General features: G+C 67.2%; 16 protein-coding genes and 1 other annotated feature. Of the genes, 5 read left to right on the forward strand and 11 right to left on the reverse strand.

What is annotated here, in order from left to right:
* Positions 1–24 precede the first annotated feature (24 nt).
* Complete coding sequence (locus tag H7A85_RS16900; RefSeq protein WP_182087136.1) at positions 25–2,586, forward strand: ligase-associated DNA damage response DEXH box helicase; 2,562 nt, start codon at positions 25–27, stop codon at positions 2,584–2,586.
* Between the two features lie 13 nt (positions 2,587–2,599).
* On the opposite strand, the gene H7A85_RS16905 is transcribed toward H7A85_RS16900, so the two are convergent.
* Together H7A85_RS16905 and H7A85_RS16910 are read right to left on the reverse strand one after the other, a co-directional pair.
* The gene (locus tag H7A85_RS16905) at positions 2,600–4,141 is read right to left on the reverse strand and encodes a cryptochrome/photolyase family protein (protein WP_244631245.1); all 1,542 of its coding nucleotides are present in this window, start codon (positions 4,139–4,141) and stop codon (positions 2,600–2,602) included.
* A 119-nt stretch (positions 4,142–4,260) separates the two neighbouring features.
* Positions 4,261–5,745 (reverse strand): SulP family inorganic anion transporter, encoded by a 1,485-nt coding sequence (locus H7A85_RS16910; RefSeq protein ID WP_182087138.1) that lies wholly within the window; start codon positions 5,743–5,745, stop codon positions 4,261–4,263.
* A 242-nt stretch (positions 5,746–5,987) separates the two neighbouring features.
* Positions 5,988–6,040: a sequence feature (sul1 is cis-regulatory element that is thought to sense ions involved in sulfur or methionine metabolism; They are found in Alphaproteobacteria), on the reverse strand.
* 122 nt (positions 6,041–6,162) lie between these two features.
* Between H7A85_RS16910 and pdeM the strand changes: the two genes are divergently transcribed.
* Positions 6,163–6,882, forward strand: a complete 720-nt coding sequence (gene pdeM, locus H7A85_RS16915; RefSeq protein WP_182087139.1) for a ligase-associated DNA damage response endonuclease PdeM — start codon at positions 6,163–6,165, stop codon at positions 6,880–6,882.
* A 4-nt stretch (positions 6,883–6,886) separates the two neighbouring features.
* On the opposite strand, the gene H7A85_RS16920 is transcribed toward pdeM, so the two are convergent.
* The 4 genes from H7A85_RS16920 to H7A85_RS16935 all read right to left on the reverse strand — a co-directional run bounded on the left by H7A85_RS16920 (position 6,887) and on the right by H7A85_RS16935 (position 13,083).
* A complete protein-coding gene (locus H7A85_RS16920) occupies positions 6,887–7,381 on the reverse strand; it encodes a DUF3429 domain-containing protein (RefSeq protein ID WP_182087140.1) in 495 nt (164 codons plus the stop codon).
* 5 nt (positions 7,382–7,386) lie between these two features.
* Positions 7,387–8,178 (reverse strand): TIGR02186 family protein, encoded by a 792-nt coding sequence (locus H7A85_RS16925; protein WP_182087141.1) that lies wholly within the window; start codon positions 8,176–8,178, stop codon positions 7,387–7,389.
* Positions 8,175–9,107 (reverse strand): sulfite exporter TauE/SafE family protein, encoded by a 933-nt coding sequence (locus H7A85_RS16930; protein ID WP_182087142.1) that lies wholly within the window; start codon positions 9,105–9,107, stop codon positions 8,175–8,177. Before H7A85_RS16930 ends, H7A85_RS16925 begins: the two co-directional genes overlap by 4 nt.
* Before the next feature lie 106 nt (positions 9,108–9,213).
* The gene (locus H7A85_RS16935) at positions 9,214–13,083 is read right to left on the reverse strand and encodes a peptidoglycan-binding protein (protein ID WP_182087143.1); all 3,870 of its coding nucleotides are present in this window, start codon (positions 13,081–13,083) and stop codon (positions 9,214–9,216) included.
* Between the two features lie 264 nt (positions 13,084–13,347).
* Between H7A85_RS16935 and H7A85_RS16940 the strand changes: the two genes are divergently transcribed.
* On the forward strand, positions 13,348–13,836 hold the full coding sequence (locus H7A85_RS16940) for a MerR family DNA-binding transcriptional regulator (RefSeq protein ID WP_182087144.1): 489 nt from the start codon (positions 13,348–13,350) through the stop codon (positions 13,834–13,836).
* A 509-nt stretch (positions 13,837–14,345) separates the two neighbouring features.
* Here H7A85_RS16940 and H7A85_RS16945 read toward each other — a convergent pair.
* A complete protein-coding gene (locus tag H7A85_RS16945) occupies positions 14,346–15,218 on the reverse strand; it encodes a 50S ribosomal protein L11 methyltransferase (RefSeq protein WP_182087145.1) in 873 nt (290 codons plus the stop codon).
* A gap of 44 nt (positions 15,219–15,262) precedes the next feature.
* On the reverse strand, positions 15,263–15,892 hold the full coding sequence (locus H7A85_RS16950) for an SCO family protein (protein WP_182087146.1): 630 nt from the start codon (positions 15,890–15,892) through the stop codon (positions 15,263–15,265).
* A gap of 105 nt (positions 15,893–15,997) precedes the next feature.
* Here H7A85_RS16950 and H7A85_RS16955 point away from each other — a divergent pair, with 105 nt between their 5' ends.
* Entirely contained in the window at positions 15,998–16,651 is a 654-nt protein-coding gene (locus H7A85_RS16955; protein WP_182087147.1) for a DapH/DapD/GlmU-related protein, read from the forward strand.
* Positions 16,652–16,902: 251 nt separating this feature from the next.
* Complete coding sequence (locus tag H7A85_RS16960; protein ID WP_182087148.1) at positions 16,903–17,898, forward strand: TIM44-like domain-containing protein; 996 nt, start codon at positions 16,903–16,905, stop codon at positions 17,896–17,898.
* A gap of 162 nt (positions 17,899–18,060) precedes the next feature.
* Here H7A85_RS16960 and H7A85_RS16965 read toward each other — a convergent pair whose 3' ends face one another.
* The 3 genes from H7A85_RS16965 to recN form a co-directional block, all read right to left on the reverse strand.
* A complete protein-coding gene (locus H7A85_RS16965) occupies positions 18,061–18,930 on the reverse strand; it encodes a 3'-5' exonuclease (protein ID WP_182087149.1) in 870 nt (289 codons plus the stop codon).
* A 41-nt stretch (positions 18,931–18,971) separates the two neighbouring features.
* Entirely contained in the window at positions 18,972–21,467 is a 2,496-nt protein-coding gene (ligA, locus tag H7A85_RS16970) for an NAD-dependent DNA ligase LigA (RefSeq protein WP_182087150.1), read from the reverse strand.
* Between the two features lie 86 nt (positions 21,468–21,553).
* The gene (gene recN / locus H7A85_RS16975; protein WP_182087151.1) at positions 21,554–23,227 is read right to left on the reverse strand and encodes a DNA repair protein RecN; all 1,674 of its coding nucleotides are present in this window, start codon (positions 23,225–23,227) and stop codon (positions 21,554–21,556) included.
* Positions 23,228–23,306 lie beyond the last annotated feature (79 nt).

Consider the following 23,306-nt stretch of genomic DNA (forward strand, 5'->3'; position numbering starts at 1 on the left):
AGGGGGAGTCTTACCTCTTTCCTCGTGACCGCGCCGCTCCTCGCCCCTCCCCCGTCCTCGCCCGGCTTCGACCTGCCCGAACCCTTTTTGCGCTGGTTCGCGGACAAGGGATGGGCGCCGCGCCCGCACCAGCTCGATCTTCTGGCGCGTGCCGAAAACGGCGCCTCGGTTCTCCTGATCGCGCCAACGGGCGCCGGCAAGACGCTGGCCGGGTTCCTGCCCTCGCTGGTCGATCTGTCGCGGCGTGGCCGCCGCAAGCCCGGAACACGCCCTCCGGGTGTCCACACCCTCTACATCTCGCCGCTGAAGGCGCTGGCCACCGATATCCGGCGCAACCTGGAAAAGCCGGTCGAGGAGATTGGCCTCGGCGTCACGCTGGAAGCGCGCACCGGCGACACGTCTCAGTCGAAGCGCCAGCGGCAGAAGCTGAAGCCGCCCGACATCATGCTGACGACGCCGGAACAGCTGGCGCTCCTGATATCCGGCCCGGACGCCGACACGTTCTTCTCCGATCTCCGCTACGTCATCTTCGACGAGCTGCATTCGCTCGTCGCTTCCAAGCGCGGCCATCTTCTGGCGCTGGGGCTGGCGCGCCTTCGCAAGCTGCGGCCGGCGATCCAGACGATCGGCCTGTCGGCGACCGTGACCGATCCGGACGAGCTGCGCGAATGGCTGGTGGCGCAGGGGCCGAACGCCGCTGAGATGGCCGACCTCATCACCGTGGACGGCGGCGCACGGCCCGAAATCACCATCCTGAAGTCGCGCGAGCGCGTGCCCTGGCAGGGGCACATGGCGCGCTACGCGATGCCCGAAATCTATGAGGCGATCAAGGCGCACCGGACGACGCTGCTCTTCGTCAACACGCGCTCGCAGGCCGAGCTCCTGTTCCAGGAGCTTTGGCGCATCAACGAGGAAACGCTGCCCATCGCGCTTCACCACGGCTCGCTCGACGTCTCGCAGCGCCGCCGCGTCGAGGCCGCGATGGCGGCCAACGAGCTGCGCGCCGTGGTGGCAACCTCGACGCTCGATCTCGGCATCGACTGGGGCGACGTCGATCTCGTGGTGCATGTCGGCGCGCCCAAAGGCGCCTCGCGCCTCGCCCAGCGGATCGGGCGCGCCAATCACCGGATGGACGAGCCCTCGCGCGCCATTCTCGTGCCGGCCAACCGGTTCGAGGTGATGGAATGCCAAGCGGCGCTCGACGCCAACTATCTCGGCGCGCAGGATTCGCCGCCGATGCGCGAAGGCTGCCTCGACGTTCTCGCCCAGCACGTTCTCGGCATGGCCTGCGCCGCCCCGTTCCGATCGGACGATCTCCATGCCGAGGTCGTCACCGCCTCGCCCTACCGCGACCTCAACCGGGAGACGTTCGACCGGGTGGTCGATTTCGTGGCGACGGGGGGCTACTCGCTCAAGGTCTACGACCGCTACGCCAAGATCCGCCTGACGGAAGACGGAACGTGGCGGGTGACGCACCCGTCCGTCGTCCAAGGCTACCGAATGAACGCCGGGACGATCATCGAATCCGAAAGCCTGCTCGTTCGCCTGATCCGCGCCAAGACCCGAAGCGGCATGGCGCGCGGCGGGCCGGTGCTCGGCAAGATCGAGGAGAACTTCCTAGAGACCTTAGCGATAGGCGACACGTTCCTTTTCTCGGGGCAGGTGCTCAAGTTCGAAGGCATCCACGAGATGGAATGCCTTGTCACCAAGACGCGTGACGACGAGGCCAAGGTGCCGTACTACGGCGGCCAGAAGTTTCCGCTCACCACCTTTCTCGCCGCCAAGGTGCGAGAGATGCTGGCCGACCCGACGCAATGGGGCGCCCTGCCCTCCCAGGTCGGCGAATGGCTGGAGATTCAGAAACGCAAATCCGCCATTCCCGGCCCGAACGATCTCCTGATCGAGACCTTTCCGAACGGCAACCGCTTCTTCATGGTGGCCTATCCGTTCGAGGGGCGTCTGGCGCACCAGACGCTCGGCATGCTCTTGACACGCCGGCTGGAGCGGGCGCGGGCCAAACCCCTCGGGTTCGTGGCGACCGACTACGCCCTGTCGATCTGGGGCCGGGCGGACCTCGGCGAGATGATCGGCAGCGGTCGCCTATCCTTGGAAGAACTGTTCGGCGAGGACATGCTGGGCGACGACCTGGAAGCCTGGATGGCCGATTCCTGGCTTCTGAAGCGCACCTTTCGCCAATGTGCGGTGATCGCGGGGCTCGTGATGAAGCGCCAGCCTGGGCGGGAGAAGACCGGTCGGCAGATGACCGTCTCGTCTGATCTCGTCTACGACGTCCTGCGCGCACACGAGCCGGACCACATCCTCCTGCGCGCCACCTGGGCGGACGCGGCGACGGGACTTCTCGACGTGCGGCGCGTGTCCGACCTCCTCGCCCGCATCAAGCGGCATATCCTCCACAAGAATCTCGAAGAGATCTCGCCGCTCGCCGTTCCCATCATGCTGGAAGCGGGCCGCGAGCGCATCGAGGGCGAGGCGCGGGACGATCTCCTGGCCGAGGCGATGGAAGAGGAACTGATCATCAAGGCGCTCGGCGAGATGACGGATTTCCGGTCGAACTACCTGCGGTAAGCGAACCGCCGGTTCAGTAGCCTCCCGCCGATGTCAACCCGCCGAGGAAATCGGCGGCATCCCGGCGCATGGCCGCAACCTTGCGCTCGTCCATGCGATCGAGGGTCGAGATCGTGCGGGTCATCCGGTGATTGCGGGAAAGACGCTCGCGGTTGCGCGCCATGAAATCCCAATAGAGATAGTTGAACGGGCAAGCGTCCTCGCCCGTGCGCTGTTTCACGTCGTAGCGACAATGGCCGCAATAGTCCGACATCTTGTTGATGTAGTTGCCCGATGCGGCATAGGGCTTGGTGGCGAAGACACCGCCGTCGGCGTAGAGGATCATCCCGACGACATTGGGCATCTCCACCCATTCGTAGGCGTCGTGATAAACGACGAGGTACCATTCCTGCACCTCGCTTGGGGAAAGCCCCGCGAGGAGGCAGAAGTTGCCGATCACCATCAGGCGCTGGATATGGTGCGCGAAGGCGTGTTGGGCCGTTTCGCCGATCGCCTGGGCGAGGCAGTTCATCTCGGTCTCGCCCGTCCAGAAGAAATCGGGAAGCGGGCGCTCCGCCCCCAGTTCGTTGCGGGTCCCGTAGCCCGGCATCTCGCGCCAGTAGACGCCGCGAATAAACTCGCGCCAGCCGATGATCTGACGGATGAAGCCTTCCGCGGCGTTGAGCGGCGCCTTCGCTTTCCGATACGAGGCTTCTACTGCCTCGCAGCATTCTCGAGGGGTGAGCAGCCCGCAATTCATGACCGCCGAAAGATGCGAGTGGAAGAGCAGCGGCTCGCCCTGCCGCATCGCGTCCTCGTAGGTGCCGAAGTCCGGAAGCGCCGTGTCGACGAACCATGCGAGGTAGCGAACCGCGTCGCTACGCGTCACCGGATAGTCGAAATCCTCGAGCGAGCCGAAATGATTGCCGAAGCGCTGCGCCACGAGGTCGAGAACGTCTTGCGTCGTTTCGTCGGGTTCGAAGACGGGGCGAACCGGCACCGCGATGCGCTTAGGGAGAGGCTTGCGGTTCTCGGCGTCGAAGTTCCACCGCCCGCCCTCCGGCTTTCCGTCCGCCGTCATCAGGAAGCCGGTGCGCTCGCGCATGTGCCGGTAGAACGTCTCCATCAGGAGCGTCCGGCCTTCACCCGCCAGATCGGGAAACTCGTCCCACGGGCAAAGAAACCGGTCGTCGGGACGCAGTTCGACCGGCACGCCGAACGCAGCCTCCCACCCGCGCATCATCTCCAGGACTCGCCACTCGCTCGGCTCCGTGACGACGATGCGGGCGACCCGGTGCCGCTTCAGGGCCATTTCCAAGCTTTGCGTGAAGCTCGCCGCCCGATCCTCGCCGTCGAGCCGGATGTAGTCGACCCGGACGCCTTCGGCTTCGAGTTCCCCGGCGAAGTGGCGCATGGCTGCAAACAGGAAGGCGATCTTGCGCTGATGGTGGCGAACATAGGTCGCTTCCTCGTCGACCTCCGCCATCAACACCACGTCGCCGGGCTCGATGTCGGACAGGCTGGAAAGCCCACGCGTCAGTTGGTCGCCGAGAACGAAACGCAGGCTGGGCTTCAAGGGACGACTCCGGGAACGCACGCCGTAGGGTTCGACGCTCCGCTAGATGTCGGCCCTTCAGTGCCCTTCAAGGAAGCCGCGCCGCAAGGCCGCATCGCGCGAGGCCCTGCGGCAAGCCTTCAATGCCCCGCCGGCATGTCCAGCGCATCGCTTCGGTTCTGGACCGTCAGCTTGTCGACGAGGGTCTGCGAGGCGGCGTTGAGGCCAACGACGTCGACCACGGCGCCGTTTTTCCGGAACTTGAGGACGGCCTTATCAAGCGCGCCGACGCCCGTCAGGTCCCAGATATGGGCACGGCTGACGTCGATGGTCACGCGGTCCAGCTCCTCCCGGAAGTCGAAGCTTTGCGTGAATTGGCCGGCGGAGGCGAAGAAGACCTGGCCCTCCACATGGTAGGTTCGCGCTCGTCCGCCATCCGAAAGCTCGGAGGTGACGCGGAAGATCTGGGCGATCTTGGAGGCGAAGAAGAGGCCGGACAGGAGAACGCCGGCAAAGACGCCGAGCGCCAGATTGTGCGTCCACACGACGATGACGACGACGGCCAGCATCACCACCGAAGAGCGGCGGGGATGGGTGACGAGGCTTTTCAGCGAGCCCCAGTCGAACGTGCCGATCGAGACCATGATCATGATGGCGACGAGCGCGGGCATCGGGATCACAGCGACCCAGGAGCCGAGCACCACGATCAGGAACAGGAGCGCGATCCCCGCAAAGAGACACGACAAGCGCCCTCGCCCGCCGGAGCGGATGTTGATGCCGGACTGGCCGATCATCGCGCAACCCGCCATGCCGCCGAAGAAGCCGGTGACGAAGTTGCCGACGCCCTGCCCGAAGCACTCGCGGTTCTTGTGCGAGGACGTGTCGGTGAGATCGTCCACCACCTGCGCGGTCATCAGCGATTCCAGAAGGCCGACGAGCGCGATCGCCACCGAATAGGGCAGGATGATGCGAAGCGTCTCGAGATCGAATGGAACATCCGGCACGAAGAAGGTCGGGAAGGAGGACGGCAGTTGGCCCATGTCGCCGACGGTGCGCACGTCGATGCCGAAGAACAGGACGACGGCGGTGATGACCACGATCGCGACCAGCGGCGACGGCACCGCCTTCGTGAGCCTCGGGAAGAGGTAGATGATGCCGAGCGCGGCGGCGACCAAGACATAGGTCATGTTCGGCACGCCGACGAGCTCGGGCATCTGCGCCAGGAAGATCAGGATCGCCAGCGCGTTGACGAAGCCGGTCATCACCGAGCGCGACACAAAGCGCATGAGATCGCCGAGGCGGCAGAAGCCGGCGACCATCTGGACGAGGCCGGCGAGGGTCGTCGCGGCGAAGAGATATTGCAGCCCGTGGTCGCGCACGAGCGTCACCATGAGGACGGCGGTCGCGGCGGTGGCTGCCGAGATCATGCCGGGCCGGCCGCCGAAGATGGCGGTCAACACCGCGATTGAGAACGAGGCGTAGAGGCCGACCTGCGGATCGACGCCGGCGATGATCGAGAAGGCGATCGCCTCCGGGATCAGGGCGAGCGCCACCACGAGGCCGGACAGAAGGTCGCCCCGCACATTGCCGAACCACTCGGCCTTCCAATTTTCAGTCGAGAACATAGGGAAACAACGAGGATCTCGACGACGTTTGCCCCTTCGCATGTCGGGTGCGGTCGGATGAACTTTGAGACTGCTTCGAATGTCCGCCGGGTCGGCTCGCCGGTTCTTTTCACACCTTGCTTCGTTGCCGATACTCACCGATGCCGCCGGCATCGGCTGCGATCGGCGCCTCGCAGGGCACGAAAACTCCTCGACGATCCTCCGCCGCGGACTTCCGAAACAGTCTCTGAAAACGTCGTCTGGATTGGCCGAGGGATAGGCGCCCGGCATAGCCACCCGGCAGGCCGGGTCCTTGTGCCCTTTCCTCTTGTCGCGTTCGGGCTCGGGAATCAAGTGCGGATCGTCGCAGTGCCTTGCCTTCGCCCCGTTTTTGGATTCGAAGAACGCTTGGAGAACATCGAGGACGACCCGACCCCCATGAACATGATCCAGCGGCGGATGCGGCAGGCCGAGGCGCAGGGGCTGGAAACGGCTGTGAACGGCGAGGTCATGGTGTGCGACCCGTCGGGCGCGCTTTATGCGCCGAGCGAACGTGTGCTCGTGGTGTCGGACCTGCATCTGGAGAAGGGCGCCGCCTTCGCGCGGCGCGGCATGTTTCTGCCGCCCTACGACACGGCTGCAACGCTCTCACTTCTCGAGGCGGCGATCGCGCGCTACGAGCCTCGCTGCATCGTCGCGCTCGGCGACAGCTTCCACGATCGGAACGGCGCGGCGCTGATGCCGGACGAGCCGCGGGATCGACTGAAGGCGCTGATGACGGGCCGGGACTGGATCTGGATCACCGGCAACCACGATCCCGAGCCGCCGGCCGATCTCGGCGGATTTTGCGCCGAGGAAGTGGCGATCGGAGCCTGGGTGCTGCGGCACGAGCCGACGCCCGGCCCGCGCGCCGGCGAGATCGCCGGCCACCTCCACCCCGTCGCCAAGGTGTCGGGCAACGGGCGCAGCGTTCGGGGGCCTTGCTTCGCTTCGGACGGGGCGCGAATGATCATGCCATCCTTCGGCGTGACCACCGGGGGGCTCAACGTTCTGAGCCCGCCCTTCGACGGTCTCTTCGACCTCGGCCGAGCGCGCGCCCACGTCATCGGTGTGTCGCGGATCTATCCGATCCCCTTCGCCGCGCTTTGCCGGAGCTGAAGCCTCAATAGGCGACGGGCTGGGCCGAGACGAAGGCGATGACCACCAGCGACAGGACGGCGACCGCCGTCAGCACGATGCGGAGCTGCGCGAACCAGGGCGTGACGATCCGCCCTTCGCGAATGGCGCCGACATCCCACACGCCTTGGACGACGAGCACGACGGCCAGCCCGACGAAGCTCCAGGGCGAGGGTAGGAGAACGCAGACCCAGGCGGCGATGGCCGGCAGCACCGAAATCGCGAGCGTCGTCGGGCTCTGGCGTCGCGGCTCGTTCAGCGCCGCGCCCCAGCGGATGCCGCCGAGAAACGACAGGATGATCGCCCCGTAGGACAGGATCACGAAGGGCAGGTCGGGCAGCGGAATGATCTCGGAGCCGATCGCGATCAGATAGGCGCCGACGACGAAGGGAATGAGCCCGCCGAGCCCGAGGATCCAGGCGGCTCGCACCATCTGCTCGGCCCGGCTGCGCGGCGGGTGGAGGGAAGCGTCGTCGTGCATGAGGGTCAGTCCCGTTTGAAGATGATCCGGCCGAACCAGCCGGTGAAGATCGCAACGCCCACCGCCAGGAGACCGTAGAGCCCGCCGTCGGTCGAAGCGAAGCGGGATATCTGGCTCTCGATCCCCGTCTTGACCACCCACAGATCCTCCGAACGCTCGCGAACGAAGACGCCGTCGCGAAAGAGGATCGCACGCGCCACATGGCGGCCCACCGGAAGGTCGGCCGGCAGGGTCAGGTTGGCGCGAAACAGGGTGGCGGAAACGAAGTCGATGTCGCCGACCGTTTCGGTGAAGAGGCCGCGCTGCGCGTTGAGGCGGCGAACGGCCTCGGCGAACTCCCGGCCGCGCTCGCTCTTAACTCCCTTGGCGTTGGGTGCCTCGAATTCGAGGTTCTCCGAACCGATGTCGAGTTGGCGCAGCGTCGTGGTCGGGGCGATGTCGCGCAGCGCGCGGGTGGATACGAGCGAATAGGAGCTCTGGACACCGTTGAAGCGCTCGGCGCCCCGGTTGATCCAAAGGCCGAAGAAGCGCTTCTTCTCGCGCACCACGATATCGCGCCTCGGCCCTTCCAGGATGACGACGATATCGTAGCGCCCCTGCCGGAGAAGGCGCTGGTCGGCATTGTCGAGCGCGCCGAAGACGACGAGACGCGCGCCTCCGAAGTTGGTGCCGACCGAGATGGTCTCGGTGGACAGGCCGATCTCGAACGTTTCGGGCGCGAGAGGGTTCGTCTGCGCAATGGCGGCGGGCGCGAGCAGGCAGAGCCCGGCGGCCAGGAGAAGCTGAAGCCCCCTCACCCGATCTCTCCGCTCGGCAGGGTGATGGAGTAGATCTCGCCCGGCATCAGCACGAGCTCGATCAGAAGGCGTCCGGCGACCGCAAGAACAAGGACGGCCAGAAGCGCGCGCAGCTGCTCGCCGCGCAGCTTGCGCCCTGCCTGCGCGCCGAACTGGGCACCGACGACGCCGCCCAGCATCAGGAGGAAGGCGAGGACGATATCGATCGTCTGATTGGTCGCCGCCTGGAGGACGGTGGTGACGGCCGCGGTGAACATGATCTGAACCAGCGAGGTGCCGATCACCACGCTGGTCGGCACGCGCAGGAGGTAGATCATGGCGGGGACCATGACGAAGCCGCCGCCGACGCCCATCACCGATCCGAGCATGCCGATCACGAAGCCGAGGCCGAGCACCGGCAGGAGCGAGACATAGAGCTTCGAGCGCTTGAAGCGCGTCTTGAACGGTAGGCGATGCACCCAGCTGTGATGGCCGGAGCGGCGCACGAGTTCGCCCGAGCCTCCGCTCCTGACGCGGCGCATGGCGCGCAGGCTCTCGTTCATCATCAAGGCGCCGACCGCGCCGAGCATCACGACGTAGAGGATCGACACGGCGAGATCGAGCTGCCCGATCCGCCGCAGGAGCGTATAGACCCACACGCCGAAGGCCGAGCCGAGGACGCCCCCGACGATCAGCATGAGCGCGAGCTTGAGATCGATCGTGCCCCGCTTCCAGTGCGCCAGGGCGCCGGAAAAGGAGGCGGCGATCACTTGATTGGCGCCCGTCGCGACCGCGACGGCGGGCGGAATGTTGTAGAAGATCAGGAGCGGCGTGATGAGAAAGCCGCCGCCGACCCCGAACATGCCGGATAGAAACCCGACCGCCGCCCCCATTCCGATGATGACGAAGATGTTGACGGTGATCTCTGCGATCGGGAGATAGAACGTCACGGGCCGATATCCGCCGAAACGATCCCTCGGGATCGAAAAAGGGGTTCGGACCTCATGGCCCGAACCCCCGACACAAGTCAAACCAAGCGTGCGATCTCCGGGAACGTCACGCGTCCTTGCGCTCCAGAAGGGCGCGGATCAGGCGCTCGTCGATCTTGCCGGTGGCTTCCATTCCGGCCTTGCCCTGGAACTGGCGGATCGCGGCTTCCGTCTGAGCGCCGGCCACGCCGTCCGGGCGGCCGGGATCGTAGCCGAGCTTGATCAGGATCGCCTGCACGTTGCGGATCGCGCGGGTCATGTCGACCGAGGCGGTGCGCTCCGGGGTGCCGGCCCAGTCGGCCGGCACGTCCACCGTGTTGGCTTCCTCGATCCGGGTTTCCGGCTTCCAGGCGGCGATCTCGGCGTCGAGACGCGCACGCTCCTCCTCGCCAAGGGTCTTGCCGACCTCGCCCTTCTTGGTTTCGGCGTCGGCGTCGCCGGCGCGACCGACGATGCCGAACCAGCGATAGGAGGTCGCCAGATCCTGCGGGACGCCGGCGCCGCGCGCATAAAGGATGCCGAGATTGTACTGGCTGTCGCGCATGCCGAACGCGGCGGCGCGGTTGAACCATTCGGCCGCCGTGGCGGGTTCCGACTTGCCGTCGATGCCGGTGGCGTAGAGCACCGCGAGATTGTGCATGGCGCGCACGTTGCCGTTCTCGGCGGCAAGACGATACCAGTCGCGGGCGGCGGCGGCGTTGCGGGGAACGCCGTTGCCCTTTTCGAACAAAGTGCCGAGGCTGTACTGCGCCGGCGCGAAGTCGCGAAGCGCGGCCTGTGCGAACCAAGCGACGGCCGCGGTCGGGTCGGAAGGCGCGTTGCGCCCTTCCATCAAGCGAAGGCCAACCTCGAAGAAGGCCATCGGGCTTTCGGTCTGGACCGCCTTCACCAGCGGCTCGGACGTGATGCCTGCGGGAAGCGCGGGAACGGCCCCTTGCGCGGTGGGAGGGAGATGCGAGCGCGCGCTCGCCACCAGCATGGCCTTGCCGTCCGTCTGCGTGCTCGTCGCTTCCGTCACGGTCGGCTGTGGGGTCTCGGCTTCGAGAGCCTCGGACGCCATCTCGGCGGCGGCAGGCACTTCCGGTTCGGAGACGAGCGGAGCGTTCGCTTCGGCGGCAGGTTCCGCAACGACGGCGTCCGACGTTGCCGACATGGGCGGAGCGTCCTCCGTTGCCGGGACATCGGCGACAACCGGGGCTTCCGCCTGCGCCATCGGGGCCGGTGCCGGCAGCGCCGTCTCGGCCGGCGCTTCGAGCGATGCGACGGCGACCGGGGGCTCCGACACGTCGGGGGACGGCGACAGGTAGTTGATGCCGAGCGGCACCGCCATCAGCGCCAGGAGCACGGCACCGACACCCATGAGGATCGGCTTGCGACGGCTGGCGCCCTTCCCGTCCCGGGTTTCCTCGCCACGCTCCTCGCGCTCGCGCAGGGCCTCGGCCTCGCTGGCGGCCGCCATAGCGGCCTTGCGCGCGGCGGCGATGAAGTCGGCCTTGGCCATCGGTTCGACCGAGGGCTGCTCGCCGCGCTGCTGCTGGCGCACGCGCTCGATGAGGGCCGCGATGTCCGGCGCGCCGGAGCCCGGCTCCAGCGGCCGGTTCGCCTCCCGCGTCAGAAGGCTGTCGGACGCGTCGAGCGCCGGCGCCTCGATCTCGACCGGCGGGGCCACGGCCTGCGGCTCCTCGACGATCGGCGTCGGGCGGATGCGCTCGGCCAGCGTCGGCTGCGGAGCCTCGACGGCAGCAGCCTTGCCGTTGCGGCGGGCGATATGGCGTTGCAGGGCGGCACGAAGGCCCTTCGGCTCTTCCTCCTCGACCGGCACGGAGGCGGCGGGGGAAAGGCGCGAGCGCGGCTCGAACTCGGCCATCGCGGCGGGTTCGACGGACGGCTGCTCCACGGGAGCTGCCACGACGGGGGCGGCGACAGCCGGGGCGATCGCCTTGCCGCGCAACTCGCCCTCAATCAGCGTCAGCCGCTCGACGATGCGCAGCAGCGTCGCATGAACGGCTTCGAAGATGCCGAAGGAACGCTCGTCGCTTTCGCGGCACAGGTCCTCCAGGTTGCGCAGATCCTGCGCAAGCTCACGCACGAAGCCGCTCTCGCGCCGCACGTCCTCGTCCTGCATGCGACGAACGGCCTCGTCGGCAGCGGCGCGCGCGGCGGCCACGACATGATCGCGGTTCTCGTCGAGCTGGCGCTCGATCGCTTCCAGGCGCTGCGTGACGGCCGCGCCGTCGTCGGAGCCCAGTCCCAGTCCCGGGGCGCCGGCCAGAAGCTCGGTCATGCGCTCGATCTGCGCTTCGAGCCCCGCGATCACATCCGGGTCGACACCGCGCGAGGAAGCGGATGCTTCCAGGCGCTGGGCGAGCGCGGCCAGCCGCGCTTCGAAGGCCGACGTGTCGGGCGCGCCGGCGCTGCGGAACAGGACTTCCACACGTTCGGACAGCGTGTCCAGCCGGCTTCCGAGATCTTCGTGGATCGACTGGGCACCCAGATCCTCGACGCGCTCGGTCAGCGCTACGATCTGCGCGGACAAGCCGTCGATATCGGACCGGTCGCCGAGGCGATCGATGCGACCGGCGAGATCGGCGACGCGCGCCTCGATCCGCTCCACCGGTGCCATGTCGATCTCGGCGATCGTGCGCGCGCCGGCCGAAGCCAGCGCCAGCGAGATCTCGTCGAGGCGCTCCTCGATCACTTCGAGATGCGACAGGTCGGGTTCGCGGATCTCGCGTGTCAACGCTTCGACACCAGCGGCCAGCGCCTGGATGCGCTGGTCCATCTGGTCGATCTGCAGGATTTCGGGCAGACCGACGAGGGCCTGCTCGATCTCGTCCATGCGGCCCGACAAGCGCTCGACGCTGGCTTCCAGCTCGCGAGGATGCAGGTCGTCGGCGAGCGCCGCGAACCGGGCGTCCAGTGCCTCCCTGCCGCTTTCGGCGACGAGGGTGTCGAGCTTGGTGCGCAGGGCGTCGAGTTCGGAGCGTAGGACGCGGGAAACCGACTCTTCCGTCTGAATGCGGACGGTGTCGACGTAGCGCGCCTCGAACTCCTCCCAGCGCTTCTGGACTTCGAGAACCTGGTCTTCGGTTGCCAGCGAACGCAGGGAGCCGCGAAGGCGCTCCAGCTCGACCTTGAGGTCGCGCTTGGCCTGCATGTCGAGGTCCATGCGCTCGGCGATCTGGGTTTCGAACGCGTCCCAGCGCTGCTGTACGGCTTCGAGCGATTCCTCGCGCGCCATCTGCGACACCAGGACAGCCACCGAATCGAGCTCCAGACGCAGCGCGTCGAGCGACGACTGGTCGGCGGTGCCGACGGTCAGCTCCGTCAGCGATTCCATGATCTCGAGGATCTCGTCGCCGATCCGGTCCGGCGCTTCGCGGGCCTCGATCATCCGCTTCAGATCGCCGAAGGACGCCTGGAGTTCGGAGATGCGATCCTCGCCGCCGTCGCCCAGGCGAGCGTGAATGTCGCCGCGCAGGTCGGACAGTTCGGCCGCCAGATCCTTGATCAGCGCGATCGCGGTGTTCTGCATCTGCAGCTGCTCGACCTCGGCCGCGATACCGCCGAGCCGACGATCGACGGTCGGCGAGCGAAGCGGCGCCCGCGTCTTGGGCGCCGGGGTCTGCGACACGACGTCGCCCGACAGCTGGCGCTCGACAGCCATGGTGGAGACGGCCGACGAGAGCGAAGGGCGCTTGGCTCGGCGCGCTTCGGCCACGGCGCGAAGGCGCTCGCCGGCCGTGGCAACGGGCACTTCGGCGGCCGGCAGCGGCGTGGCTTCGGCAGCAGGCGTCGGCTCCGGTTTGCCGGACGACAGGCGGCTCAGGCGACGCTCCAAGTCCTCCAGCGTCTTGGCCAGGGTGGAAACGGACGTGTCTGCGGGCTTCGTCGCCTCGCTGGCTCGCGGCTTCACTTGCGCTTCGTTCCGCGACATGTCCTCAAGCTCCTGTTGCCGCCAGCCCGCCGATCGGCCGTGATCCACGCTGCCAGATGAACGCCGACGGGCTTAACGAGCGGTTAAAACTCCAGCGGCACGTTAGGGATTTAAAAACCTAACCGGGAGCGAAGCTGGATTTACGGGACACCGGCCTTGTGTCCATCCGTCGGAACTCAATAAATAATTTGCAGCGGCAGGCTTACGAACCGACGACGCCTTCGCATATATCCGCAAGAGATTGCGGATGATGAGTGAGGCATCATGAAGCAACCTGTTGCGAGCGACTCGCGAGACGATACCGAGTTGAAGATCGGGATCGAGGACCTGCTTGGTTACTTCGCCAAACGCGAAGAGCGGGACGCCTCGAACGAAGGATTTCGCATCGGCGATCTCGCCCGCGAGTTCGGCGTATCCTTGCGAACGCTGCGCTTCTACGAGGATCGTGGGCTGATCAGCCCCGAACGGCGCGGCACCACCCGCATCTATTCCCGCCGCGACCGGATGCGCCTGCGCCTGGTGCTCTTGGCGAAGCTCCTCGGCTTCTCGCTGACGGAAGCCAAGCAGATCATCGAGATCTACCATCAGCCCGACGGTCGCACCAAGCAGATGGAGATCGCGCTGGAGCGGATGGAAGAACAGCGGATCCTTCTCCTGGAACAGAAAAGGGATCTCGAAGAGTCCCTGCATGCGATGGATGTAACGCTGGAATTCGTCCGCGACTCGCTGAAGGCGAATGCGGAATCTCGCTGAGGGAAATGCTGCCCGACCGTCTCGGCGATCGCGCTCCGTATCGGACGATCATGAACGAAGCGTTAAGATATTGCGGGGCTTGCCTTGCATTCCTGTCAGGGAACCTATGCGCCGAACGGGGTAGCTCTTTCTTTCGCGCCGCAGCATATCAGTGCGTAGGGAGCCAGATCGAGAATCCCGAAGAGGTTGTCATGCTTACCGTCCGCACCGAACGCTCCGGGTCGCTTCCGACCCAAATCGGCGCCAATTCCCGCCGTCCGGGCACAGCGGATCGTTCGCGCCCCGCCAGCCGTTACACCCATGGTACGTCTCGCCCGATGTATCTGGAAACCGAGCCGATGATCCATCTTCTGTCGATGCGCGGCTCGATGTTCGAATCCTCGGCGCCCCATCGTCCCTGATCGGCGAAACCTATCCTTTTTGAAAAAGGCCCGGCGTCCTGGACGCCGGGCCTTTCTCGTTCGACGGCATGCGTTCGGAAGGGCGCAAACGCCATCCCCGCGCTCGCCCTAGTCGAGCCGGTTCTGCGTCAGGTGGAGCGTGACCCATTCGCCGCGCCGAAGCGTCTTGCGGTGGAACAGCCCCTGAATGCGGTAGGCCGAGAGAACGGCGTCGCGCTGGCGATCGAGGATGCCCGACAGGACCACGTCCCCTCCCCGCGAGAGGTGACGCGCCATCTCGGGGGCGAGACGCATCAACGGACCGGCAAGGATGTTGGCGACGATGAGGTCGAACGGCGTGGCGCCGTGGAAGGCCGGTGAGGCGAAACCCGTCGCTGTCGCCGTGGTCACGAAGCGATGCACCCCGTTCTGACGCACGTTCTCGCGCGCGACGGCCACGGCCACCGGATCGATATCGGTGGCCAGAACCGGCCGGCGCGCCAGCTTGGCGAACCCGATCGCCAGAACCGCGCTGCCCGTTCCCAGGTCCAACGCATTGCGCGGCCGGCGGCGGCGGACCACCTCCTCGATCATCGACAGGCAGCCGGCCGTAGTGCCGTGGTGCCCGGTGCCGAAGGCCTGACCCGCCTCGATCTCGATCGCCAGATCGTTGGGCAGCACGCGAGCGCGGTCGTGCGCGCCGTGAACCAGGAAGCGTCCCGCCCGAACCGGCTTCAGATCCGCCAGAACCTGCGCCATCCAGTCGATGTCCGGCAGATCCTCGCGTTCCGGCTCATGCCCTTCGAACGCGTTGCGCACGTCGCTCTCGTCGACCGCTTCCGCGTCCTCGAAATAAACCGAAACCTCGAACACATCAGCCTTCTCGTCGATCTCGGTCAGCGCGACGGGGGCCCCCTCCTCCCCGAAGCGCTGGTCGAGATGGTCGTAGAGCGCCTCGGCGGCGGGGCGCGACGCGCGGGTGTGGAAACGAACCTGGCCCAACGAACGAGCACTCCTTCTGCCGGCATCAGGCTGCCGGTCTCAGATCAAAGACGGGCGAGACGCTCGAGCTTGGCGCGCGCAGTATCGGGGTTTTCGCCATAGGCGATGGTGCCGATGAACCGTCCCTGGCGATCCAGCATGATCACCGAGGCGGTGTGATCCATCGTGTAGTCGTCGCCCTGCGGCACCTTGCGCGAATAGGCGCCGTAGCCCTTCAGCATGGCCGCGACCGCCTCGGGCGATCCGGTGACCGCCGTGATGTCGTCGGATAGCGCACTGACATAGGTCTTCAGGATCTCGGGCGTGTCGCGCTCCGGGTCCACGGTCACGAAGACGATGGCAAGATCCTCGCCCTTTGCCTTCAGCGCCTTCTGCTGGGCCGAAAGCTCGAACAGGGTGGTCGGGCAGACGTCCGGACAATGAGTGAAGCCGAAGAACAAGGCGGTCGGGCGGGAGCGCAGAACCGCCTGCGTCACCGGCGCGTCGTTCTGGTCCACCAGCGTGAACGCGGTGCCGTAGGGTTCGCCCGCTTGCGAAACCTCCTGCATCTCGGATCGTCCGAAGAACCAGACCAGCACGAGCAACGCCAACACCGCCGCGACCAGGAACCATAGCGCGATGCGCATCAGCGGCAGTCGGCTGCGCGGCTTCGGGCTCGGCTTGCGCTCGGTCATGCAATTGCTCCTGTGTCGGGCCTTCGGATACATCAACGCGCCGCATGCTCCAAGTCGCGACGGTCGCGATATCGAGGACGGCCGTGCCCGCGGAGCGCCCAAGCGATGACCAACGATCCCGATCGTCGAGACGAGCTGCGGTTTCGCGACGACGAACCGCGCATTCATCCAAGCGCCGAACTCAAGGGAACGCGCCTCGGGCGCCATTGCGACATCGGCCCGCGCGTCGTCCTTCGCGACGTGACGCTCGGCGACTATTCCTATTTCGAGCGCGGCGGCGAGGCGACGCATGCGGCCATCGGCAAGTTCTGCTCGATCGCCGCGCAGGTGCGCCTCAACGCGCTGGAACACCCGATCGAGCGCGTGACGACGCACAAGATCACCTACCGCCCCAACGAATATTTCCGTTTCCTCGGCGTGGACGACGCCTTTCGCGAGCGGCGGCTCCAGCGCCGCGTCGAGGTCGGCCACGACGTCTGGATCGGCCACGGCGCGGTGATCCTGCCGGGCGTGAGCGTCGGCCACGGAGCGGTGATCGGCGCGGGGGCGGTGGTGACGCGCGACGTCGCCCCGTATCTCGTCGCCGCCGGCGTTCCCGCCCGCCCCTTGCGCCCCCGCTTTCCCGCCGAGATCGTCGAGCGCTTCCTGCGCCTCGCCTGGTGGGACTGGCCGCGCGAGCGTCTCTTCGACGCGATCCCAGACATGCAGACGCTTTCGCCGGAGCACTTCCTGGCGCGCTGGGAAGATGCCGCTTCCTGACGCCGTCCTGATCGACAGATGCGGGAAGCGGATCCCCACAAGCAACTACGAGCTTTTATCGTCGCCCGATATACGAATTGAGCACCGACGCAAGAAGAGATCGGGGTCATCCGGCGGCGTGGCGGACGTCGAGAAAGTCGCTGTCGAACTTGTGATCGCGGCCTGACCACCGATCGAGCGCGAATCCTTTCCAGGGCTTGCGCACCACACCTATATGAAATCCGAAAAAGCATATCGGAGGATCGGATCACATGGGCACTTCCCGCACGATGCGCGGCTTGGCGTTGACGAGCGTCCTGGCTCTCACGTTCTCGCTGGCAGCCGTCGACTTTGCGGAGGCTCGGCGCGGCGGAAGCTTCGGCAGCCGCGGGGCGCGGACCTACCAGTCCGCACCGGCCACCAATACGGCACCGGCGGCGGCGCCCGTGCAGCGCTCGATGACCTCGCCGAACCAAGCGGCTCCGGCGGCCGGCGCGGCGGCGGGTGCGCGTTCGGGTGCGCGCTCCGGCCTGTTCGGCGGCGGCTTCGGCGGAGCGCTGATGCGCGGTCTCGTGATCGGCGGCCTCTTCGGGCTCCTGATGGGCACGGGCTTCGGCGGGCTTGCCGGGATGCTGGGTCTTCTGGTCCAGGCGGCGCTGATCGGCCTTCTCGTGTGGTTCGCGGTGCGGATGTTCCGCCGTCGCTCGGACCAGCCTTCCATGGCCGGCGGGCGTCCGAACGGCGCCGGGAATGCGGCGATGTTTAAAGGTCTTGGCGGGCAGAAGTCGCCGCAGGGCGGACAGGCCGCCGGTGCTCGCGGCTACGCGGGGCCGCAGGCCGTCGATACCGGACCGTCCGGGGTCGATCAGCTTCGCATCACGGCTGCCGATCTCGACATCTTCGAGCAGCGCTTGAAGACGCTGCAGGACGCGTTCAGCCGCGAGGACTACGCCAAGCTGCGCGAGATCACGACGCCGGAAGTCGCGTCCTACCTTTCGGAAGAACTCGCCAACAATGCAGCCAAGGGTCTGCGCGGCGAAGCGCGCGATGTGACGCTCCTGCAAGGCGACGTCGCGGAAAGCTGGAAGGAAGGCTCGCGCGAATACGCCACCGTCGCCATGCGCTATTCGATGATCGAAACGCTGCGCAACCGGGAAACGGGCGAGATCGTCGAAGGGGGCACGACGCCGGTCGAGTCCACGGAGGTCTGGACCTTCCTGCGAGACTTCAAGGACGAGTGGAAGCTGTCCGCCATCCAGGACGCCTGATCGCTTCGATCCGCGTCCCATGGAAAATGGCCCGTCCGGTTCGATCGACCGGGCGGGCTTTTCATGCGGAAGGTTTGAAGGGGTTGTGGGCGGTCGGACGACCTGCTCCACACCCTCGCTCGCCTTGAACTACACGGCTCGAAAACGCGTGGAACCTGCGCTCTAACCCGCTGCCCGCATGCGCGGGGCCGGCTCGCACAGGAAGCGCATCAAACGGCTGCCGAGGTCGGGCGTCAGGTCCACCACCGCCGAGAGGTCGCCGCCGCGCAGGGCCGCGCGATGCTTGCAGTCCGAGCGGAAACGGGAGGCGGGGCACGAGCAGGACAGGCGCGGAATGCCGCGAGCGTTGCGAACCGCCTCGATTTCGTAAGGCGTGCCCCGACTGCCCTCCACGAGAAAGCGTAGCGTCGCGTCAAGACGGCTGGCGCCTCGCGCTGCCAAGGCCCGCGCGGCAATCCCGCTTGGCCTCGGCGCCGTTGCGGGGGCAACTCGCTTCGCGAGGGCGCTCAGTTCCGCAAGATGGGCGATGTCCCGCGCGCCGGCATGGCGCACGCCCTCCAGGGCGATCGCCGCGCAGACGAAGGCGTCCTCGCCGGCATGGTGGTGCCGGAACCGAATGTCGAAGCGTTCGGCCAGCGCGGAAAGCTTGCGGCTCCCGGCGTCCGGCCAGAGACGGCGCGCCATGGCGACGGTACAGAACGAGCGGAAGGCGGGAAGGTCGAGCCCGTAGCGCGCGGCCGCCCCGCGCAGGACCCCCATGTCGAAGGATGCGTTGTGCGCCAGCACCAGCGCGCCATCGAAGTCGCCCTCGAGTGCCTGCCAGACGTCGGCGAAGGTCGGCGCGTCGCGTACGTCCTCGGGGCGGATGCCGTGGACGCGGATGTTGATCGGGTCGAAGCGCAGTTCCGGCGGGCGGATCAGAGTGTAGAACCGCCGCACGACCTTCCCGCCTTCCACGAAGGCGAGGCCGATGGCGCAGGCGCTGTCGGCGCTTCGGTTGGCGGTCTCGAAATCGAGGGCGACGACGGTCATCGGGGTCTTACGCGAGTTGGGGAAAGCCTCCCCCAGGTGAATCAGGCTTCGCCGATCAGGGCAAGCCATTCGTCTTCGCTGACGACCTTCACGCCGTGCTTCTGCGCGTCCGCGAGCTTGGAGCCGGCCCCCGGCCCCGCCACCACGAGGTCGGTCTTCTTCGACACCGAGCCGGACACCTTGGCGCCCAGCGCTTCCGCCCTCTCCTTCGCCTCCCCGCGCGTCATCTTCTCCAGCGTGCCGGTGAAGACGACGGTCTGGCCGACGACCGGCGACGAGGTCGGCGGCTGGGCGGCACGATCGTTGGTGGTCGAGACGCCGGCGGCCACCAGAGCCTCCACCGCTTCGCGGTTATGAGGCTCGGCGAAGAAGTGGATCAAGGAGAGGGTGGCGACGGTTCCGATGTCGCCGTCGCGCGTCAGCCGAAGGAACGCCTCGCCCGGCGCGCCCGCCTTGGCGCGGCGCAGCGCATCGGCAAAGCCTCTGCTCTCTTCGCCGTAGCGCTCGCGCAAGACGACGCGCTGGTTGGCCTTCAGGCCAAGGGCCGCGTCGCGAAGCGGCTGCCAATCAGGATCGGCCAGCCGCGCGTCCTCGACCGCCATCAGGCGCTCGAAGGTGACGCCGCCGATGCCCTGAAGGGCGTTGAGTTCGGCCCAGTCCTCGCCGGGACGGCCCGCACTCGCCGCGTCGATGCCCTCGATGAGCGCACGGATATCCCCGAAGTGCCGCGCGAGCGCTTTCGCCGAGCTTTCGCCGATCTCGGGAATGCCGAGCGCGAAGATGAACCGATCGAGCGCCACGGTGCGGCGCGTTTCGATGGCGGCCAGGAGGTTGTCGATCGCCTTGGTGGTTTCGTTGCGCTTGGCCGGCTTGGCGGGCTCCGTCTTGCCCTCGGCCTGACGCCGCGCATCCGACAGGGCACGGCGGCGCGCCTCGATCACCTCGCGCAGCCGATCGTAGGGCATGGCGAAGAGGTCGGCCGGCTGGCGCACGAGACCCGCGTCGTAAAGCTCCTCCACGAAGGTCTCGCCCAAACCCTCGATATCGAAGGCGTTGCGCGAGACGAAGTGCTTCAGCCCTTCCTTCGCCTGCGCAGGACAGGTCATCGCGGCCGTGCAGCGGCGCACCGAATCGAGGCGCCCGGTGCGCGGGTTGATCTCACGCTCGGCGCGCGAGCCGCAGATCGGGCAATGGTCGGGATAGGCGAACGGGACGGCATCGGCCGGCCGCTTTTCCAACAGGACGTCGACCACCTGTGGGATCACGTCGCCGGCGCGCTGCACCACGACCGTATCGCCGATCCGCACGTCGCGTCCGCCCCGGATCGGGTTGCCGTCGGCATCGCGCCCGGCCACATAGTCCTCGTTGTGCAGCGTCACGTTGGACACGACGACGCCGCCGACGCTCACCGGCGTCAGCTTGGCGAGCGGGGCGAGCTTGCCGGTGCGCCCGACATTGATCACGATCTCCTCGACCGTGGTGGTCGCCTGCTCTGCGGAGAACTTGTGCGCGATCGCCCAGCGCGGCGCACGCGACACGAAGCCGAGTTCCTCTTGCGCGCCGAGATCGTCCACCTTGTAGACGACGCCATCGATGTCGTAGCCGAGCGCGGCGCGCTGCGCCTCGATCAGGCGGTAGTGCTCGACAAGTCCGTCCACCGTCTCAAGATGGCGCATCAGAGCTTCCGCCCGCCCGTTCTGCGGCACGGCGTTGGTCTGGAAGCCCATGCCCTGCAGCGCGGCGACGACCTCGCTTTGGGTCGCGCCCGGCAGTTCGCTCGTCTCCCCCCAGGCATAGGCGAAGAAGCGCAACGGGCGTTGGCGCGTCACGCCCGCATCCTTCTGGCGGAGCGATCCGGCGGCGGCGTTGCGCGGGTTGGCGAACTGGCGCGCCTTCTTTTCCGCCTCCTCGCCACCGGCCTCGGCGAGCAGCCGGGCGTTGAGGGCCGCGAAATCGGCATGGGTCATGTAGACCTCGCCGCGCACCTCGAAGACGTCCGGCGCGAAGCCGATCAGCTCGTCCGGAATGTCGTCCAACGTGCGGGCATTGGCGGTCACGTCCTCGCCGACCTGCCCGTCGCCGCGCGTGGCGGCCGACACGAGCCGCCCCTTCTCGTAGCGAAGAGAAAGCGACAGGCCGTCGATCTTCGGCTCGGCGGTGATGGCGAGCTTCTCTTCCGTCCCCAGCCCGAGGAAGCGGCGGACTCGGCGAGCGAAGTCCGCGACGTCCTCGTCCGAGAACGCATTGTCGAGCGAGAGCATCGGCACCGCGTGGCGGATCTTGGCGAACTTGGAGGACGGCGCCGAGCCGACCTTGGCGGAGGGCGAATCGGCCCGCACGAGGTCGGGAAAGCGGGCCTCGATCGCGCCGTTGCGCCTACGTAGCGCATCGAACTCGGCGTCGGTGAGGGTCGGTGCGTCCTCCTCGTAATAGCGCCGGTCGTGCTCGGCCATTTCAGCGGCGAGACGCCCCAGCTCGGCTACAGCTTCGTCCCGCGTCAGCGTGTCGAGATCCGGGAACTCATCGATGGAGGGCATGGGCGACAAACTCGATCAAACGCAAGGATACGGGTCGTATCGATTCTGGGGCAGAAGCCAGGAATTTCACGCCTTGGCCGAATGCCTCAGCCGGCATGGTCGATCAGCCGGGCCGCCGCCGCACGCGCTTCGTCGGTGACGCGCTCGCCCGCCAGCATGCGCGCGATCTCCTCGCGGCGGGCGGGAGTGTCGATCGTGGCGACCCGCGTCGACAGGCGCTCGTCGCCCGGCACCATCTCGGCCTTGGAGATCAGGAGATGGGTCGTCGCGCGCGCGGCGACCTGCGGGGCGTGGGTGACGGACAGAACCTGGACGCGCGCGGCGAGGCGCGCCAGACGGCGGCCGATTGCATCGGCGACGGCGCCGCCGACCCCTGTGTCGATCTCGTCGAACACCAGCGTGGGCGCCGACCCTTTGTCGGCGAGCGCCACTTTCAGCGCGAGCAGGAAGCGCGAAAGCTCGCCGCCCGACGCCACCTTCATCATCGGACCGGCCCGCGTGCCGGGATTGGTGCGCACCCAGAACTCGGCCGTGTCGATGCCGGAGCCCGAACGAGACTCCGGGTCGCTCGTCAGCTCGACGATGAAGGCCGCGCGCTCAAGCTTCATGTCGGGCAGCTCGCCCATGACAGCCTCTTCCAGGAGGCGAGCGGTGGCGTGGCGCTTGACGGACAGATCGGCGGCCAGCTTGTCGAAGACCTCGCGGCGCGCGCCGACTTCCGCCTCCAGATGACCCAACCGCTCCTCGCCGGCATCGAGTTCGGCGAGATCGCCGACCATCTTGGCCGTCAGGTCGGCCAGCGCGTCCACCGGCACGTTGTATTTGCGCCCCGCCGCCCGCAGCGCGAAGAGCCGCTCCTCGCAACGCTCCAGCGCGCGCGGGTCGAACTCCAGCGAGCGGAGCGCCCCTTGCAGGCTCATCTGCGCATCCGACAGCGCGTCGAGCCCCGCTTCCAAGCGCTCGATCGCTTCGTCGAGGAGACCCGGCAACTCGTCCTTCTTGCGGTCGAGGCGGCGCAGGAGGCTGCCGAGCGCAGGGATGGGCGAAGCGGTGCCCGACAGTTCCTCGTTGGCGTCGTTGACGTCTGTCGCGATCTTTTCCGAGCGCATCATGGTTTGGCGCTGTTCGGCGAGTTCTTCTTCCTCGCCGGCGATCGGCGACAATTCGGAGAGTTCCTCGACCGACGAGCGCAGATAGTCCGCCTCGCGTGCGGCGGCCTCGACGCGGGCGCGGTGGCGCGTCAGCTCGGTCTCGGCCTTGCGCCAGTCGCCGAAGGCCTGGGCGACGGCCATCGCTTCGAGATTCAGGCCACCATACTCGTCGAGGAGGCGGCGATGAGCCTCCGGGTCCACCAGCGCCCGGTCGTCGTGCTGGCCGTGAATTTCCACGAGCGTCGCGCCGACTTCCTTCATCAAGGCGACGCTCGACGGCCGATCGTTGATGAAGACGCGCGTGCGCCCGTCCGCGCTCTGGATGCGGCGCAGGATCAGGTCACCGTCGTCGTCGTAGCCGTTGTCGGTGAGGACCCGGCGCGCGGGATGGGCGGCCGGCAGGTCGAAAACGGCCGACACCTCGCCCTGCTTCGAGCCGTGGCGAACGAGCCCACCGTCCCCTCGCCCGCCCAGCGCCAGCGACAGCGCATCCAAGAGGATGGACTTGCCGGCACCGGTCTCGCCGGTCAGCACCGAAAGGCCGTCGTTCAGGACAAGGTCGAGCTTGTCGATGAGAACGATGTCGCGGATCGAAAGGTGAACAAGCATCGAGGAGAAGCGCTAGACCGGCTCGCGACGGATGGCAACCGAGGAAGCGCGAAGATATGGCCGCCACGGTCGGGAGAGA

Source organism: Aureimonas sp. ME7, assembly GCF_903970965.1.
Lineage (GTDB): Bacteria > Pseudomonadota > Alphaproteobacteria > Rhizobiales > Rhizobiaceae > Aureimonas.

Bases quoted from the DNA above. Each gene is read 5' to 3' on its own strand.
- H7A85_RS16910 (WP_182087138.1), bottom strand. From the start codon at position 5,745: ATGTTCTCGACTGAAAATTGGAAGGCCGAGTGGTTCGGCAATGTGCGG.
- pdeM (WP_182087139.1), top strand. From the start codon at position 6,163: ATGAACATGATCCAGCGGCGGATGCGGCAGGCCGAGGCGCAGGGGCTG.
- H7A85_RS16920 (WP_182087140.1), bottom strand. From the start codon at position 7,381: ATGCACGACGACGCTTCCCTCCACCCGCCGCGCAGCCGGGCCGAGCAG.
- H7A85_RS16935 (WP_182087143.1), bottom strand. From the start codon at position 13,083: ATGTCGCGGAACGAAGCGCAAGTGAAGCCGCGAGCCAGCGAGGCGACG.
- H7A85_RS16940 (WP_182087144.1), top strand. From the start codon at position 13,348: ATGAAGCAACCTGTTGCGAGCGACTCGCGAGACGATACCGAGTTGAAG.
- H7A85_RS16950 (WP_182087146.1), bottom strand. From the start codon at position 15,892: ATGACCGAGCGCAAGCCGAGCCCGAAGCCGCGCAGCCGACTGCCGCTG.
- H7A85_RS16955 (WP_182087147.1), top strand. From the start codon at position 15,998: ATGACCAACGATCCCGATCGTCGAGACGAGCTGCGGTTTCGCGACGAC.
- H7A85_RS16960 (WP_182087148.1), top strand. From the start codon at position 16,903: ATGGGCACTTCCCGCACGATGCGCGGCTTGGCGTTGACGAGCGTCCTG.
- H7A85_RS16965 (WP_182087149.1), bottom strand. From the start codon at position 18,930: ATGACCGTCGTCGCCCTCGATTTCGAGACCGCCAACCGAAGCGCCGAC.
- ligA (WP_182087150.1), bottom strand. From the start codon at position 21,467: ATGCCCTCCATCGATGAGTTCCCGGATCTCGACACGCTGACGCGGGAC.
- recN (WP_182087151.1), bottom strand. From the start codon at position 23,227: ATGCTTGTTCACCTTTCGATCCGCGACATCGTTCTCATCGACAAGCTC.